At 70.3% G+C, this 15,585-nt stretch carries 13 protein-coding genes; all 13 read left to right on the plus strand.

Features of this window, described 5'->3' with window-relative positions:
- The first annotated feature begins 143 nt into the window (after window positions 1–143).
- The 13 genes from ACPXCS_RS28875 to ACPXCS_RS28935 all read left to right on the plus strand — a co-directional run bounded on the left by ACPXCS_RS28875 (window position 144) and on the right by ACPXCS_RS28935 (window position 15,495).
- A complete protein-coding gene (locus ACPXCS_RS28875) occupies window positions 144–1,892 on the plus strand; it encodes a hypothetical protein (protein ID WP_425823570.1) in 1,749 nt (582 codons plus the stop codon).
- A gap of 181 nt (window positions 1,893–2,073) precedes the next feature.
- Window positions 2,074–2,196, plus strand: coding sequence for a hypothetical protein (locus ACPXCS_RS28880; RefSeq protein WP_413093274.1), 123 nt, complete (start codon window positions 2,074–2,076; stop codon window positions 2,194–2,196).
- A gap of 96 nt (window positions 2,197–2,292) precedes the next feature.
- Window positions 2,293–7,689, plus strand: coding sequence for a hypothetical protein (locus tag ACPXCS_RS28885; RefSeq protein WP_425823568.1), 5,397 nt, complete (start codon window positions 2,293–2,295; stop codon window positions 7,687–7,689).
- Between the two features lie 399 nt (window positions 7,690–8,088).
- Window positions 8,089–8,388 carry a hypothetical protein gene (locus tag ACPXCS_RS28890; RefSeq protein WP_413093276.1) on the plus strand — a complete coding sequence of 100 codons (300 nt, stop codon included), beginning with the start codon at window positions 8,089–8,091 and terminating at the stop codon, window positions 8,386–8,388.
- 90 nt (window positions 8,389–8,478) lie between these two features.
- On the plus strand, window positions 8,479–8,856 hold the full coding sequence (locus ACPXCS_RS28895) for a ParB N-terminal domain-containing protein (protein ID WP_413093277.1): 378 nt from the start codon (window positions 8,479–8,481) through the stop codon (window positions 8,854–8,856).
- 269 nt (window positions 8,857–9,125) lie between these two features.
- Complete coding sequence (locus ACPXCS_RS28900; protein WP_413093278.1) at window positions 9,126–9,848, plus strand: hypothetical protein; 723 nt, start codon at window positions 9,126–9,128, stop codon at window positions 9,846–9,848.
- Between the two features lie 468 nt (window positions 9,849–10,316).
- Window positions 10,317–11,138, plus strand: coding sequence for a hypothetical protein (locus ACPXCS_RS28905; protein ID WP_425823566.1), 822 nt, complete (start codon window positions 10,317–10,319; stop codon window positions 11,136–11,138).
- Window positions 11,135–11,416, plus strand: a complete 282-nt coding sequence (locus ACPXCS_RS28910) for a hypothetical protein (RefSeq protein WP_425823564.1) — start codon at window positions 11,135–11,137, stop codon at window positions 11,414–11,416. The genes ACPXCS_RS28905 and ACPXCS_RS28910 overlap by 4 nt, the downstream gene beginning before the upstream one ends.
- Window positions 11,417–11,658: 242 nt before the next feature.
- Window positions 11,659–12,051, plus strand: coding sequence for a hypothetical protein (locus tag ACPXCS_RS28915; protein ID WP_413093281.1), 393 nt, complete (start codon window positions 11,659–11,661; stop codon window positions 12,049–12,051).
- 375 nt (window positions 12,052–12,426) lie between these two features.
- A complete protein-coding gene (locus ACPXCS_RS28920; RefSeq protein WP_413093282.1) occupies window positions 12,427–13,452 on the plus strand; it encodes a hypothetical protein in 1,026 nt (341 codons plus the stop codon).
- 35 nt (window positions 13,453–13,487) lie between these two features.
- Window positions 13,488–13,919, plus strand: a complete 432-nt coding sequence (locus tag ACPXCS_RS28925) for a hypothetical protein (RefSeq protein ID WP_425823562.1) — start codon at window positions 13,488–13,490, stop codon at window positions 13,917–13,919.
- 135 nt (window positions 13,920–14,054) lie between these two features.
- A complete protein-coding gene (locus tag ACPXCS_RS28930) occupies window positions 14,055–14,372 on the plus strand; it encodes a hypothetical protein (RefSeq protein ID WP_413093284.1) in 318 nt (105 codons plus the stop codon).
- A 724-nt stretch (window positions 14,373–15,096) separates the two neighbouring features.
- Window positions 15,097–15,495: a hypothetical protein gene (locus tag ACPXCS_RS28935; protein WP_413093285.1), complete on the plus strand. Its 399-nt coding sequence runs from the start codon at window positions 15,097–15,099 to the stop codon at window positions 15,493–15,495.
- Window positions 15,496–15,585 lie beyond the last annotated feature (90 nt).

The raw sequence follows: 15,585 nt of genomic DNA on the forward strand, positions 1-15,585 counted from the left end.
ACGATGATGCTCGCGGTCCTGCCGGCGAGGAGACCGCAGCCGAGTCGTGCCCGGCGTGCCAGCGCAAGGAGGTCCGCTCTGGGCGCTGCGGCGGATGTGCCGCTGCCCTCGGGGCCGACGCGGCGGCCGCCGCGCTGGCAGGCATGCCCAAGAACGCGGGCTCCCTGGTGCGTGAAGCTGAACAGCTGGGCTGGGACGTGCGCGTGGAGCGCCGCTGGACCGGCCGCCTGTGGGTGCGCGCCGCGGTGCTCTCCGGGCTCGTGATGGTGCGCGCCGGGGTGGAGGAAACCGAGCACGTGTGCGCATGGAACGAGGCGACGGGCAAGTTCGTGGCATCCGCTTCGACCGGAGGGTTCAAGGCCGTGCGCGAGGCCGTCAAGGCTGTGCGCGTCGTCTCGCGTGAGCAGGAGGCCACTGGCCGGACGGTGTGGGGGCGCGACGCCGCGGAGTGGGTCCGGCAGATGGACGACGCCGTGGCGAGGGTGAGTGCTGCCCTGAGTGACGCTCGGGACGCGTTCAACGCCCTCGACGGCTCCACGCCGACGGGCGCGCGGGCGGTGGAGCTGGGCTCCACCGCCTACGCGGAGGCCAAGACGGCCGAGCGGTCGGCCACCGACGCTGTGAAGGCGGCGCGGGCGTGGCTGGCCGAGACGAACGGCGAGGATGCGCGGGGGTGTGCGTCGTGGCGTCGTGCGATCGTGCTGGCCGGGCAGCACGTCAAGGAAGCCGGGGAGGCGATCGCGGACGCTGCGGCGCGCGCTGAGCGGGAGGCGCTCGCCGCTCCGATCATTGAGGAGGCACAGGAGCGGCTGATCGCCCAGGAAGCTCAGTGGCGCAAGCAGCTGGTCGACGCAGGCCGCGAACCGTCGGCGCGCGGGTACGCCGGGCTGATTGTGATGTTCGAGGACTCCTCGCGTGCCTGGTGTGCGTGGTTCGACGGCCACACCGACTACGACGGTGTCACGCACGCCGGGCATGGTGATCCCTCGCTGTCGTTCGTGGCGCAGTACGACGCCTGGGTAAAGTCCAAGCGCTCCAGCCGGTCGGTGTATTACCCCTCGCGGTACACCTCCGCTGCGCTGATCGCCGGTGAGCGGGTCGACGCCGCTGCCGTGGCGTTCACGCTGGCAGTGGCTGACCGTATCGAGGGACGCGGCGCTGAGAACCTGCGAAAGGCGGCGGCCGCCGTCCGCCAGAACCCTCGGGGATTCGGTACTGGAAACGACCGCAAGCACTTGGTCGACTGGGCCAAGTACCCGTACAACAGCTACGGGGAGCCGACCCGGCTCGCTGAGCACGCCGTCGCCGAGTGGGCGGCGCTCGAGACCGCCCAGGCCGCGTACAACGGCGTTCGGGACTTCGAGAAGGCCCTGTACTGGGATGCGCACTACGCCGGCGAGCGGGCGGAGGCGCGTGCGGAAGCCAGCCGTGCCGGGCTGGCCGGGCGTGACCAGGCCCGGGCCGAGCGCGCGGCGTCCGGCCGAACGGCGGCCGCGTGGGAGGCGGCGGTGGAGCGGCTGACGAAGGCCCGCATGCGTGTGCACGCAGCGGGGGTACTCGCCGCCGGTGACGTGGAGCGGGCGCGGGCCTGCGGAGACCGGGTCCAGGAAGGCGATGCGCTCGCTGAAGGCGTGTGGTCGGCCGTCCGGTCCTGTGAAGAGGCGTACGACGACGTGAGCCGTGCGAAGCGGGACGCCGGCCACTACGAGGCGTCGGCCGAGACCTACCACGCAGCGGGTGCCCTGTCTGACTTCGTGGCCGAGTGCGCGCGCATGGAGGAAGCCGCCGCCCGTGCCGAGTCCGGGCGTGAAGAGACGCTGGCTTTGTACGGGTGCGCCTTCGCGGATGCCGCGCAGGCGGAGAAGGTCCGGCGCGAGGACGTGCTCCGGTAGGGGCTGCGACGGGTGCGGTGCGCTGCCCCAGGTGAGCATGACGGTCTCGGACTGCTCGTTGCTTGCCATCGTGCGCCCGGCGGGGGCCTTTGCCCCCGCGGGGCGCACGGACGCCTCAGGGCGCGGGACAGGCCCTCCCGCTCACGATGTAGCAGCCTCGCTGTCCAGTTGGACCGCGGTCGTGCGCGGTCACCAACCGGTCTGGGTCGCTCCCCTCGGCCCGGACCGGCTGCTGTCCGTCGTCGAGGACGCCCTCGTTGCCTGTCAGCACGCGGTCGAGAACCGGCTGGTGGGCGCGCCGTGACCGGAATTCGCGAGAAGGCGACGTCGCTGGCGCACGCCGCTTCAGTGGCCCCGGCTGCGCATCCGCGTGGCCTCTCCCGGCCCGCGAAGGAATCCCGTGAACAGCGTCCCCAGCTCCGTCGACAGCCAGCGCAAGTCCGTCGTCCATGGCGATGCCGGACGGGGTGAGGCTGCAGCCGGGAACATCGCCGCCGGCCAGCTCGCGGCCGCGCTGCAGGAAGGCGAGTCGATCGCGGCCGTGTCGTTCTTGGACGGGCCGAAGCCTGCCGCTGGTTGGGTACTGACGACGGCGGCTGGGCACGCGTTCCGGATCCGGCCCATCACCTACTGCCGCCCGGAGGAGGGCCAGTGGGAGGCCGGACACGACGCTGACGGGTCGTACTGGTGGGCCGCCAACATCGAGGACCGCCCCCTTGCCAAGGTGCTCGCCCGGATCCGTGAGGACTCCAACACCCGTGCTCGGTTCGCCGCCCTGTGGGCGAAGTACGGGCAGCACACGGCGCAGGCTCCGGCGCTCGGGTGCATGCCGGACCGTGTGGAGCTTGAGCCCGGTGTGTTCCTGATCCGCCGCTTCGGCGCCGTGGGCCTGGTTGCCGAGTGCCGCTGGGGGTTCGAGCACCTGACCGCCGCAGACGGCCGTGAAGGCTGCACGGGTGAGGACTGGTCACGCAAGGGGACTGACCACCGGCGCTACGTGGCCGAGTGGAAGGTGTGGAACTCCGCCCTGGAGAGTGTGGCGAACTCCCGTCTCCGCGTCGTCTCCGTATGTGCCGACGACGACAAGGAAGCCGACGTCGACGCGTACTGTGCGATGTCCGCGCCTTACGTCGGCAAGTGCAGCGCGAAGCGCTCCGGCGCCCGCTACTGGGTGGCGGTCGTCGACGACCAGGACTGCGAGCTCGGCCGGTTCGTCGCCTGCGCCCGCTGCCTCTCCCGCCGGATCCTGGACGACGCTCACGGCGGCGACCGGTCCGCCGGGCGGGATGTGATCGACCTCGCCCGCGCCTTGGCCAAGGGCGATCCCAAGACGTGCGCACTGCACTGGCAGCAGTGGGGTGATCGTGCGGCGGAGCTGTGCGGGCAGATGCTCACTCAGGCTCTGGAAAACGGCGAGCGGGCGCCGTGGCCGTCCAAGGCGTTGGCCGATGCGCTCATAGCTCAGGGCGCCGCTGACGGTGACGAGCGTGCGAAGCGGGAAGCCCGCGCGGCTGTGCGCAAGCGGGGCGGCGGTAAGAAGGCGCAGGACGAGGCCGCCGCGCTGGCCGCTGAGGCGCGCGGCGACCGGGCCGCCCTGGTCGCCGCGGTCCGGGCGAGCCGGACCGCCTTCTCCGCCCGGCTCAACGCCACGTCCACTACCCAGGATGAGGAGCGCCCCGGCGAGACCGCCTCCGGCCAGACCGCCGAGGAAGGCCTCGGGGGCACGCCCCCTCACACAGCGGTGGCTTCCACGACGGAGGCCTCGACGACTGACGCCGCGTACGGTCCGGACGACACCAACGCCCCGGAGCGGGCCGACGACGCCAGCCGAACGGCTGGCACCACGCTCGCCGCACCCGCTGACTCAGAGATGGAGAACAGCGGCGCGGACCAGTGGCTCGATGAGAGCAACGCCCGAACCGAACTGCCGCGTATGGGCTGGTGCACAGGGCTGGCCGACGTTCTGGCCGCCGCGTACGCGGGAGACCTGCACGCGGACACGTCCGGGATCGTCCGCCGCCGTGAGGGTCAGGGCCGCCGGGTACGGGCCGCCCTAGTCGAGCTGCTGGCGTCCGGCGGCTACATCGCGGTCCCCCGCGCCGGCCGCCGCGGCCCTGTCACGGTCACCCCCGACGGCGTTATCGCGCACCGTTGGTGCACCGCCGCCCCCGACCTTCTGCACGCAGACCACCGGGCCGCCTACTGGGCGCGGGTGCGTGTTCACCACACCGGCCGGACGAGCAAGCAGTCGGCCAGGGACCAGGCCCGGCGTCTTACTCCCCTGCCGTACGGACAGGAGGAGGAGCGCCGCCGCGCCGCGCAGATGCGGCAGGTCGAGCAGTGGGCCAAGGAGATGGAGGCCACGCGGGAGCGTCTTGCGGCGGAGCAGGCGGAGCGGGATGCGCAGGCCAAGCAGGAGCAGGCGGCCGCATGGGCGCGGAGCGAGCAGGAGGCCGAGGAGCGGCAGGCGGCGAAGGATGACCGCCGCGAGGACGGTCTCGTCATGTCGCAGCACGGCCCGCAGGAGATCGTCATGGGCACGGGTAGGCGGCGCGTCACGGTGACGCGGGTCAGCCCGAGTATCTGGGAAGCGGTGGTCCGCGGAGCGGTCTACGTGGTGTCGAAGGAGGGTGGCGAGGACTGGCCCTGGCTGGTCATCGCGCCGGACGGCACGCGCATCGACGTCTGCTCGGTGATCAACGACGCGCCGTACGCGGCCAGCGTCCGGGACATCGTCCGCGCCCACGCCGACGCCACGGAGCGCGGCGAGACGTTTCCCGAATGGACGCCGCCCGGTGCCGCCGTCGCTACGCCCAAGGAGACCGGCCAGGGCCGGGCGGCCGAGTGCGGCGATCTGCCCAAGGTCGGGGAGGCGTACCGCACCCCCGCCCCCGCGCGGGCGGTCGCTCTCGACCTGATCGGCTCCCAGTGGGTGGCCGAGTGCGACCGGCATGGCCCCGTCTCCATGGGGCTGAACAAGTTCGGTGACGCGGTCGCCGACATCGCCGCTGCCTACGTCTACGACACCGAGCAGGATGCCGCCGACGCCGCCCGCGCCCACCTGGACGTGCACGCCCGGGAAGACGCCGACGTGATGACGCCGGAGGACATCGACGCTGCCCAAGCACTGAACTTCTCCCGCAACCAGTGGCGCACGCTGGGGTGGATACGTGACGGCAAGGTGCGCGAGACTGCCGACGGATTCAGCGCCTACGACATCAGCCCCGACCGCGCCGACGTCTCCAAGAGGATCAGGAAGACCCTGGTTCCGCGCCTGTGGGCAGCCGGGTTCGTGAAGGTGCTCGCCATCGCCCCCGGGGCCCGCGCGTTCGGTCTCACCGACGAGGGAGTCCGCGCGCTTCGTCTGTGGTCGAACGCGATGCGCATCAACGCGGTCACGGAGCCGGAGAAGGACACCCGGCACGCCGCGGTGAAGAGCTCCCGCTACCGGTGGCTGTCCGCCGGGGAAACCTGGCCCGGGGAGCAGGAGAAGGCCCAGGCCTCAGCGGAGGCGGAGCAGGCCGCCAACGAGCGGGCCGCCGCGCTGCGGGCCGCGGAGGAGAAGGCCGCGGCCGAGCGGGCCGCCACCCCCACGGTTGATGAGCTGGCCGTGCTGGAAGCACTGAACGCTGACGGTTTGGACGCGCAGGCGGCCACGACGCTGTCGGCCGCGTACATCGGCCACGTGGTCACCCGTCTCCGTCCGGGGGCCACCTCGGCGCGTCTTGATGGGGGCACGGGCCGGGGCGACCGGCGGGTGACGCGTACCTACAACGTCAACGGCGTGGAGAAGCCGATCACGCCGGCGGCCGCCGATGTCCTGTCGGCGGCCGCCGCGAACCTCACGGATGCCACGGCCCAGACCTGGCACGCGCTGTGCACGACGGTCAATGACCGGTACGGGGTGTACCAGCTCGACCTGGCCGCCGCCATCAAGGCAGGCACGACGACGCTCGCACTGCTTGATCAGGCCGAACAAGGGCCGGAGGAACCGGCGGAGCAGTGGGCTTCGCGCGAGTTCGTGCAGACCGCCAAGCCGGGCACGGAGGCCGAGGTGATCGAGTGGGCCGGAGCGGGCCTGCTGTGGCAGAACGGTGACGGCTTCCGCCACGCCGGCCGCAAGGTCAACCCCTCCCGGGTGCTGCCGCTGCTCGAGGCCGGAACCCTTCACCGCAGCGCTGACGGCCGGGTGTACCCCACCCAGGCCCAGCCCCCGCAGCCCGACGCCGCTGCCATCCCGACCACTGCCAGGCCACAGAGCCCGGCGGCAGGCGGCAGCGGCGGCGCACCGCAGGCTCAGGAGCCGGGCCCGGTGCGGGTGCCGGACACCTTCAGCGCGGCGGGCCGTACGCCGATCATGTACGACGACTTGGACGGCTGGACGTACGCCGACTTCGTTGCCGCGCACCCGTCCGAGGAGGACACCGCCGACCTGGTGAGGCTCGCCGGGCCGGGCCCGGTGCGATGGCTGTTCGCCCCCGCCGAGGGCGACGCGCCCAGAGCTGTGAATCTGTTCGGTGGTTGCGGGGGCTGGTGCGTCGGGATCCGTCGCATCCTCGGGGCCAAGGTCGACATGCTGTGCATAGACGCAAGCCGCGACGCCACGTCCACAGCGACGCGGGCCGGATGCCACGCCATTTGCGCGGACGTGCGCAGCATCGACCCCGAGCACTTCGTGTTCCGGCACACCCAGATCCTGATCGGGTCCTCGCCGTGCATCGACTTCACCAATGCCGGGAAGCGCGCCGGACGACTGCCCGAGAACGTTGCCGCTCTGGCCGACGCCATCGAGCAGGCCGGGGCAGCCGTCGGGAACTACATCGTCGACGGGCCGGGCTGCACGTGCGTCACCGACGAAGAGTGCGAGTGCGGGCCGGAGGCCTACGACCACTTCGGCCCGCGCTCAGGTGCCACCTGGGACGAGATCCGTTCACTCGTCGCCGACATGCCCGGCGCCCAGACGGCCGGGCTCATGCTCGAACCGATGATCTGGGCACTCGCCCTCAAGCACGGTGGAGCGCCGCTGCACACGATCCTCTTCGAACAGTCCAACCAGCTGCCCCAAGAGATCCGCGACGCGATCACGGAAGAGCTGTACTGCGCCGGGGAGAGTGAACTCGGCGCGGCGGTGTCGGTGACGTGGGAAGAGATCGACGCCGCCGCGTACGGGTCGCCGTCGACGCGCCGCCGGGCATTCATGATGGCGACATTCGGGCGGTACAACTCCGGACCGGTAGCACCTGAGATCACGATCACCGCCGACCAGGCGACGGGACTTCCCGCTGATCTGGAGGTGATCACCCGGGGCGCGCGCAAGACCAGCGGGGGTAACGCGTTCGCCATGGGCCGCGTGATCCCGGGTGTCACCTCGCGGATCCGGTCGGTCGACGTCGGGCACAAGGGCGGCCGGTTCACCCTTGAGCAGGTGGCAGCGCTGGTCACCCTCCCCAGGGACTACGCAGCGCTCGCCGAAGGTTCACGGACGAGTATCTGTCAGCAGTTCGCGGATATCGTGGCCCCCGTCGTCTCCGCCGCCGTGTTCGGGGAGACCGTCGGTCACCTCTTCGGGATCAAACGGAACCGCGGTGGCTGGCTGCCGCTCCTGCTCGCCTACCTCCGCGAGCAGTACCCCGGGGCCAAGACGGTCCCGGAACTGAAGCCAGCCAAACCGGAGACGACGGCCAAGGACCGGTGCAGCCACAACGACGAGCAGATCAGGATGCTCCAGGAGGAGCTTGGTGCGGTGTTGAGCACCACGCTGAAGGATGCCCGGCAGGCACCGGCGGCATCCGGGTGAGGCTGAAACCGGTCCGGAGACCGAGGCTGAGTATCGCTGATGGACTCTCGCCCACGGCGTGTGCAGCCTCGGTCCCATGGCCGGACAGGACGGGGAGCGTGCTCAGGAGGTGTCCGGGGCAGAGGCAGGGCGGTCACCACCAGGGCCAGCCGGTTGGCGGCGACAGCTTTCTGGGCCGAGGGACGCGCCAGGGCCTGCAAGTCAGCACCTCTTTCGGGGGCCTCATGCCGATCCTGCAAGACGGCGAGGTGCCGCTGCTCCTCCCTGTGAATGTCAGTGGACCTGCGGAATTCGCCGGACAGGGGTCCGCACCGCCCGGCTGCGGTCAGATACGTCCCGGCAACCCGCCCCATGCACGCCGAGCTGAACGCCCACCGAGAGCAACGAGGAACCGAGACCATGGCCAAGGCCACTTACTCCGCTGTTCGCTACCGTCTCGGCAAGGAGTTCCGTCTGAGCCGGACCTCCACCGGGCGGCGCTCCGGGCAGCGCTGGTCCGAGGGCGCCCAAGTCCGCACCTCGCCCACGCACGGCGTGATCGTGAACTACGTGGAGTGCCACTCGATGTGGCGTTCGGACGGTTCGCTGCGTAAGGAAAAGCTGAACGCCATGCGGGACTACCTGGAGCAGCACTTCACCGTGAAGGACCACCCCGCCCGAGACGGCCGCATGGTGCTCTCCGACAAGCTGCCGGGTTGAGCTGCTGCCGCCCATTCACCCGCTGGTCGCCGAGGCCGACTCAAGGCAACCAGTCGTACTTCAACCTGCCCTTCGAAGGAACCCGGCTCGATGCCCTACACCCGTACGCTCGCCGAGCTGCTGGAGACGTATGCCTGTGACGCCATCGCAGGCGATTACTACATGCCTGACGACCCAGAGATGCCCGACTTCCGCGTGTCTGCCGTACTCCCTGACAAGCGCAAGGACGCCTGGTACCCCGCGCTGGTCGAGGACATCAGGACACACGGCCTTCGTGTACCTATCTGGATTCATGACGGAGAGATCAACGATGGCTGTCACCGGATCGCGGCCGCGCAGGACCTCGGCATAGAGGTCCTGCCGTGCACCGACGAGGCTCCTGATGACCCTGAAGGCAGTGCCGTCGTGTACAGCTTCGCCAGGGGGACGTGGACCTATCACGGGTGGGCTCCACAGCGCGCGGACTGACCTCTGCACCCGTGTCTGGCCAACCGTTGGCACACTGGTGCCGCCTGGCCCCGGCAGTGACGTCAGGGAGGCTCCCCCGGTACCGTCACCGCGCCTATGATGAGGACGCTGGAAGGGCAACCGCGCCGCGCCCGGTCCACACCGACCTCGACGCCCACACCGTCGACGGGGACCACAGACGTCTGAGACTCGCGCGAGCCAATTCGTCATGCTCTCCTCGTGGACGGCCGGCGCGTGTGGGGCAGCAGGCCGGACAAGGACGAGACGTCATGACCAATCCCCGCCGCCGTGAGCAGGACCGTGCCGTACGCGCGTACAAGCGGGCCCACCCCGGCATCACCCTGGCCCAGGCCCGCGCCGCCGTCGCCGCCCGCTCCGGCCCACGCCCCGGCCTCCCCTCCCGGATCGCTGGTGTTCCCCTGCCCCGGCCCGGTGAGCGCCTTGAGGGCTACGTGAAGCGCGTCGCCGTTGCCGCCGGAGTTCAACGACACCGGGCTATGGAGCTCCTCGGTCTGGAGCCCGGCGCCTCAGCGACCGAGCGCCTGGACCAGCTCGCCGACGGCCTGTCCGACGCCGCGGTGAAGTCGCTCGTCGCGGCCACCGGCATGACCCCGCAGCAGGCTCGCGCCCTGACTGCCCCGTACGTTGCCGGTTCCCAGCACGAGGAGCTTGAAGCCGTGGTACGCCAGCACCTGGGCGAGAAGTACTTCCGGCGCGGCGGCGCGGACAAGACCCGTACGGGGGCGGCCGAGCTCGCCGGGCTGCTCCCTGAAGCAGACGAACGGCTCCCGCTCCCGCCCGGTCTACTCGCCAGCGAAGTGCTCTCCGGCTCCTACCGTCCGGTCATCGTCGATCCTGACTGGCCGACCGCCGGTCTCGACTGGCAGGACGGCTTCCCTCGGCCGTCCTTTGACCCCGAGGTGTTCAAGGCGGTCGCCCAGGCCCTCGGCATCGAGCAGGGCGACGACCCGGACATGCCGCCGCACGCGTAGCAGGACAACCAGGCGACGTCGGGGCTCAGCGGTTGGGTAGAACGCCGCTGGGCCCCGGCCCGCAGCAGCGCACCGTCACGGCCCGCCTGCGGGGGCCGGGCCTCGGCCGACTTCCCTTCCCCCGCTGACGCAGGTGAAGGCGGGGGCCTCCTCACCAGCCGGGCGCTGGTCGATCCAGTGACAGCTTCGAGCGGACCGGCCGTGGAGGCATGGACCTGCTGCCGCCTGCTCTGCTGTCCGATCCCTGCGGCAGGCTCATCGAACCCGCAACGTCCCATGAGGCAGTCCCGCCGGGGACGGCTGCGCTGAAAACCGCATGTCGCCGGCTGCTGACACGTTTCCAGCGGTTGAGCCTGGCCGTGCTGAGGGCGGTGGTGGCAGCACGCAAACTCGCCGCACCACTGCCCGCACCACCAGCCCGCGGTTAGCTGCTCTCCGTTACCTCGCCCGCCTTGAAAGGAGCAGCCCGTGACCGACCAGCCGACCCTGGCCACGCTCACCGAGGAGCAGCTGGCCGATCTCATCGCCGAGGCCACGGCGTTTCGCAACCAGCCCTCCCTCCGCCAGTGCCTGTACCCGGGATGTCTTCGGGAGTTCGACATGGCGGCCCGCATGGACGGGCGGGAGCCCGCCCGTCCATGCTGGTCCGGTGCGGGCTGGCGCCAGGTCACCCGTGGCCCCTCGACCGGCTCCGTCTGCCCTGATCACGTCGGTATCGTCACCCAGCATGTGCCCCGCACCGTCGATGTGCCCAACGGCCGCTGGATGGTGGCCTGTGCCTGCGGCTGGATGTCCCGCTCCCAGACCTACGGTGGTCTTCTTCGGCCACTGTGGGAGGAACACCTCCTGCTCGCAGCCGGGGAGCTTACTGTGCCTGTGACGCTCGCTGAAACACCCGGTCGGCTGTCACTGGACGAGCGCACGGAGGCCAGCCTGGCGGAGCTTTACGAGGCCCTGGAGGACGCCGAGCACGACCGAGCCGAGACCCGCGAGGCAGCGCAGGCCATGTACAAGGCCTGGGACTGGCACCGAAATACCCTCGGTGGGATCGCACGGGCCGTCAACGCCGTCTGCAACATGATGCGCGTGGGCGCCGGCGACACCCGTGACTGGTCCGCCGACCGGCACGATGCCTATCTGTGGGCCGTTCTTATCGGCTGGGACAACAACACGCTCAAGAACGTCGCGGCACGGCACCGGTGGAACGAGCACCGCGTCCGGTACGTGCGCGAGATGCGCGCCCTCCTCTCCCCCATTACTGACCCGCAGAAGCAGGAAGCCGCCGAATGATCCCCCTGACCACCGGAGCCGCAGCTCCCACAGCCGGACCCGCCCTCTCCACGACCAAGCGCCAGGCCGGGCATGAGCCCTCTGGAACCGCGGAGGAGGGCAAGCCGCTCGAGGAGATGCCGCCTTGGGCCCAGGACGTCGTCTTCAGGTACGCCCTCGGGCTGTTGAGGGACGAGCAGGCAACCTGGGTTCCGTACACCTCGCCGCGCGGGGTCGAGTTCGTCATCATCTCGGCCTGCGGCTTCCGCTACACGGTCTCCAAGAACGGCATCGCCTAACCCGCCCGCAGCGGCGGGCCAAGGGGAATCACCATCGCCTTGGCGGCGCTCTTCCCTGGACTCCTGGTGGAACGTCTGGGTGCCGCCTCAAGTGGTTGACGCCGATCCTGCGCGTAACAAGACCAGCTCGCGGGCGGATTCGCCGATCGTCGCCCTTTCCGCGCCCTTCCTGTTCACTGCGGCCGTCCCGCCGGTGCACCAAGGCTCCACCGGCGCTCACCACCCGCGGAGCGGAAACAACGATGAATGAACTGTCCCACCAGAGTGTGCCCACCGAAGGCGAACTGCTACGCGCAGCACTGGCTGCCGTCGGCCGCTACGCGTTCCCTGGCAGTGAGGGAGGGATGACGTTCCTGATCATGGCCGCACGTCCCGGTGCCCCGGACGACGAGAATGCCGCCTATGACGGCCTGCATGTCCTGATGTATGCCGGCGAGCGCGCCGACCGCCCCGCCTCCGAGCACCGTGAACCCTGGTCCGCGCACCTGCACGACGCCGCCGGCGACTACCTCACCACCTTGGTCGACGGTGCACCGGGCGACCTCGACGCGGCGGCCGACGCCATCCGGTGCGCCCGCGAGGTAACCGACAAGCTCGCCCAGCGCTACGGCACCATCCAGATGCCCTCGCTGTAGTCCTCTCCAACTCGGCGCTCCAGGTCTTCCAGAGTCCACGTTCGGGGTCCTGGAGCGTCCCCGTCCGCACGCAATCCCGAGTTCACCGCGGCGGCAGTCGACTGGCCACGTCTCCTCGTCGAGGCGGCAAGGTGTCACACGGCCCTGACCCCACGCAGGGACGGGGACGGCTGTCCGTTCCCTGCGGCAGGCTCACGGCGGCCATGCAACCTCCCTGACACAGTGCCGCGCCGGCAAGGGCCCACCCGCTGCTTCTGCCCCGCTGCCGGCCGCACCCAGCCGACCGAGATTCGCGGCCAGGCGACGCTACGGCCGCGGTCGGCTTCAGTGATCACGGCCGCAGCAACTGTCGGTCTCTCCTCAAGGAAGGCGTCCATGAGCACCGCCCCATACACCGATGACGATCTCCGCGCCGAGGCTGCCCGTCAGCGCGGCGCTCTCACCCAGGATCCCGACTTCATGGGTGTCGGCGAGCAGATGGAGGGGCACCTTCGCTGGGCGGAGCTCAATCAGGAGCAGTTCCGCCGGGCGCAGCAGACGATCTACGACCTGATCAACAACGCTCCCGACCTCTCACAGTGGTCCGTTGCTCTCGGTGCCGATGGCCTGGGACCGCTCTTCGAGACGGTGAACGGCCTCGGCGTCCGCATCCACATCGCCGTCCACCCCGATGTGCCTCAGGAACTGCGCGGCGCCTTGGTAGAGAGCATCGGTGCCGAGGTCTCGCAGTTCGAAGCGTCTCAGCCGTCTGCGCACACCGTGGAGCAGCTGGAGGACGAGCTGGCAGCGGCTCGCGCCCGGCTAGTCGTCGCTGAGCAGCGTAAGAGTCGCCGCGAGGCGGAAGTCGAGCTGCTGGAGGAACGGATCGTTCACCGACAGCTAGCCGACGCACTGGCTGAAGACGGCTTTGCCGGTGTTCTTCGCTGGTGGATACGCGGTCACGACCGCCCTTCCAAGCGGTACGCCCGGGAGGTCATGACCGCCTGGCTCCAGAGCCTTTCTTCTCAGCTGTGGTGCCCCGACCACCCTCCGACCACCAACCCTCGCCGTCCCGTCCGCACCTGCAACATCGCGTGGAACGTCTCGCTGACCACGCAGGAAGGGACCGCCGCCCTGGCCAGATCCTTCAACTCCATCGGCAGTGCCGTACGGCCAGCGTCCCGCACGGACCGCATGCTCCCCGACATGAACATCCAGGTCATACCGCCCTGCGCCGAGCTGCGCTTCGGGGCCCGCCGCGAGCCCTGCTTGATCCTCCGGCCCACCCATGAGGGGTGGCAGTTGGTCACAGCAGTTGACACTCCGATCACAGTCGGCTCCAGCGGCGAAGACTGCCACGCCCTGCTGGTACAGGCGCAAACCATCGCCCTCAGCAGCCTCGACGGCAGCCAAGGCCGGTGAAACAGCAGTCCGCACACGAGAAGGAAGGCTTCCCCGTGGGCCACACCGACGGCTCCCCTACCGGCCGAAGGCCGTTCCCTGAACTGCTCACCGCCACCCCATACGTCGACTGGCTCGTCCGTGTACTAGTGGAGGCCGCCGACGAGGAACGCTCCGCCCTGCAAGCGGCCCGCCTTCCGACTGCCGTGACCCTCCCGGTCACCGTCGTACGCCACCAGTGCCCGCACTGCCGCCGTACCTGGGCCAAGAAGCCCGCCGCCGCCGCGCACGTCGCCCGCTGCTGGAGCAACCCCGAGGTGCGGTCCTGCAAGACGTGCGAGCACCACGAGCCGGGTGAGGCTGCGCGCGGCTGCTGGGGTGATCCGTACTGCAACTGTCCCGAAGTCCCCGAGGGCTGTGCCGTCGGAGCCGCCACGCCGATGATCACCGACTGTCCGCTGTGGCGGCTGGCTGACGACGCCGAGTGATCCCGCAGAGGCGGGGCCGGTGGATCTAGTACGGCTGTATAAACCCGGGATTCGCCAGCGCGTGACGTACCTGGGCAGCACCAGGTCTTCTCGGACCTCTCAGCCCGCCATGAGTCAAGGAGACACCCACACCCTATGAAGCGCATCGCGTCTGTCGCCCGCAGCGAGGAGGCGACCCTCGACCGGATTCGGGCTCTCGCCATCGAACGAGCGTCCCAAGGGCGCCCGCTCCAGTATGAGGAGCTGCCGGCCTTGTGCGACGGCACGCTCACGCCCAGCACGACCGACCTCGCCTGTATCGCCGAGGAGGCCGGGGTCACGATGGAATTCCTTCTCGGCATCCACGGCCCGGCTCGGCTTGCGCGGACGCTGAGGATGCGGGTGGGACGCCTGTACTGGGGGTGGTGGCGCGGCATTGGCCGTCACCGCTGCGGGCCGGGGTGCGGCTCGTGAGCCGCACGGAGCAGGAGTTCGCCGCTCCCCAGCAGCCGCCTGTGATGACCGAACGTCCGCAGGGACGCAAAGGCCCTGAGACGGACGGCGTGACCGCGCCGCTTGATCCACTCGGTTTGGCCGAGCACCTGGACAGGCTGGGGCAGACGTCTGCCGCTGATCTAGTCCGGGCGATGACGGAGGAGCTAGCTCTGGTCCGGCGTGAGCGAGACACTCTGGCCGAGCATGCCCGCCGGATCGCCGGGCTGGCAGGCCATGAGCTCAGCCACAACTGTCGGCTGATCGGGCCTGCGGTGGAAGCGCTTGACGTGCTGCGCGTCACCCGCCGCTGCCCAAGCACCAGCAACGGCCGACACTGGCCCCTCCGACTTCTGAGTGCCACTCGCTGCGCATGGTGCCACGCTCGCCTGCCCGACCGGACCCGCTCATGACCGCAGCGTCCCATGCCTGCTGCGCACGCCGGCTGCCAGTACCGGCGCGGCGGGGCTTGTCGCTGGTCCGGCCTATTCCAAGCCGGACCCACAGCCCGGGCCGCGACGCCATGGACCAGCGGCTCATCCGCTCCCTGTCCTGACGGTACGGCGGCTGACACAGGCCTCCGCCACCGCCATCCGCACGAACTCGCGGATCCTCGCTGCTCACCGACCCGGAGCGGTTCACTGCGGCCACCGACAAGGGAAGACCCCAGCACTTCCCCGGCCCGCACCGCAGGGAGTACGTACCGATGAACCGCCCCAAGCCCGGCAGCACCATCGACATCAACCAGCTCGTCGAGAAGCTGGACTCGGCGCGCGGCACTGTCGCCTACGACGCCGATAAGCACCACTACGAGCGCCACCACTACGAGCGCAGCGAGATCGACACCGTCTTCGACGACCTGATCGACTGGGTCCTTGCCCATCAGACGACGATCCAGCTGGCCAAGCTCGTTAAGCCCGCTTCCGACCCGGACCTGCAGCCCGGTGACCTGACCCTCGTCCACGACACACCTGTCACCGTGCGAGAGACGCGGCTCCACCGACCGCACAGCCATGGCGACTCCGGTCTTCCGCAGCACCAGGCCGCCTTGGAGATCGTCACTGGTATCGGCAGTGAGTGGTTCCCTCTCACGCCCCAGGCCTGACCCCCCGGGGGGGGGGGGGGGGGGGGGGCGGCCGGGGGGGGGGCCCCCCCCCCCCCGCCCCCGCCCCCCCCCCCCCCGCCGCGGGCCAGA

It is taken from the genome of Streptomyces sp. DT190, assembly GCF_049846985.1.
Taxonomy (GTDB): Bacteria; Actinomycetota; Actinomycetes; order Streptomycetales; family Streptomycetaceae; genus Streptomyces.

Coding starts and splice junctions, on each gene's coding strand:
- ACPXCS_RS28890 (WP_413093276.1), top strand. CDS start 8,089: ATGGCCAAGGCCACTTACTCCGCTGTTCGCTACCGTCTCGGCAAGGAG.
- ACPXCS_RS28895 (WP_413093277.1), top strand. CDS start 8,479: ATGCCCTACACCCGTACGCTCGCCGAGCTGCTGGAGACGTATGCCTGT.
- ACPXCS_RS28915 (WP_413093281.1), top strand. CDS start 11,659: ATGAATGAACTGTCCCACCAGAGTGTGCCCACCGAAGGCGAACTGCTA.
- ACPXCS_RS28875 (WP_425823570.1), top strand. CDS start 144: ATGCCCAAGAACGCGGGCTCCCTGGTGCGTGAAGCTGAACAGCTGGGC.
- ACPXCS_RS28910 (WP_425823564.1), top strand. CDS start 11,135: ATGATCCCCCTGACCACCGGAGCCGCAGCTCCCACAGCCGGACCCGCC.
- ACPXCS_RS28920 (WP_413093282.1), top strand. CDS start 12,427: ATGAGCACCGCCCCATACACCGATGACGATCTCCGCGCCGAGGCTGCC.
- ACPXCS_RS28900 (WP_413093278.1), top strand. CDS start 9,126: ATGACCAATCCCCGCCGCCGTGAGCAGGACCGTGCCGTACGCGCGTAC.
- ACPXCS_RS28935 (WP_413093285.1), top strand. CDS start 15,097: ATGAACCGCCCCAAGCCCGGCAGCACCATCGACATCAACCAGCTCGTC.
- ACPXCS_RS28930 (WP_413093284.1), top strand. CDS start 14,055: ATGAAGCGCATCGCGTCTGTCGCCCGCAGCGAGGAGGCGACCCTCGAC.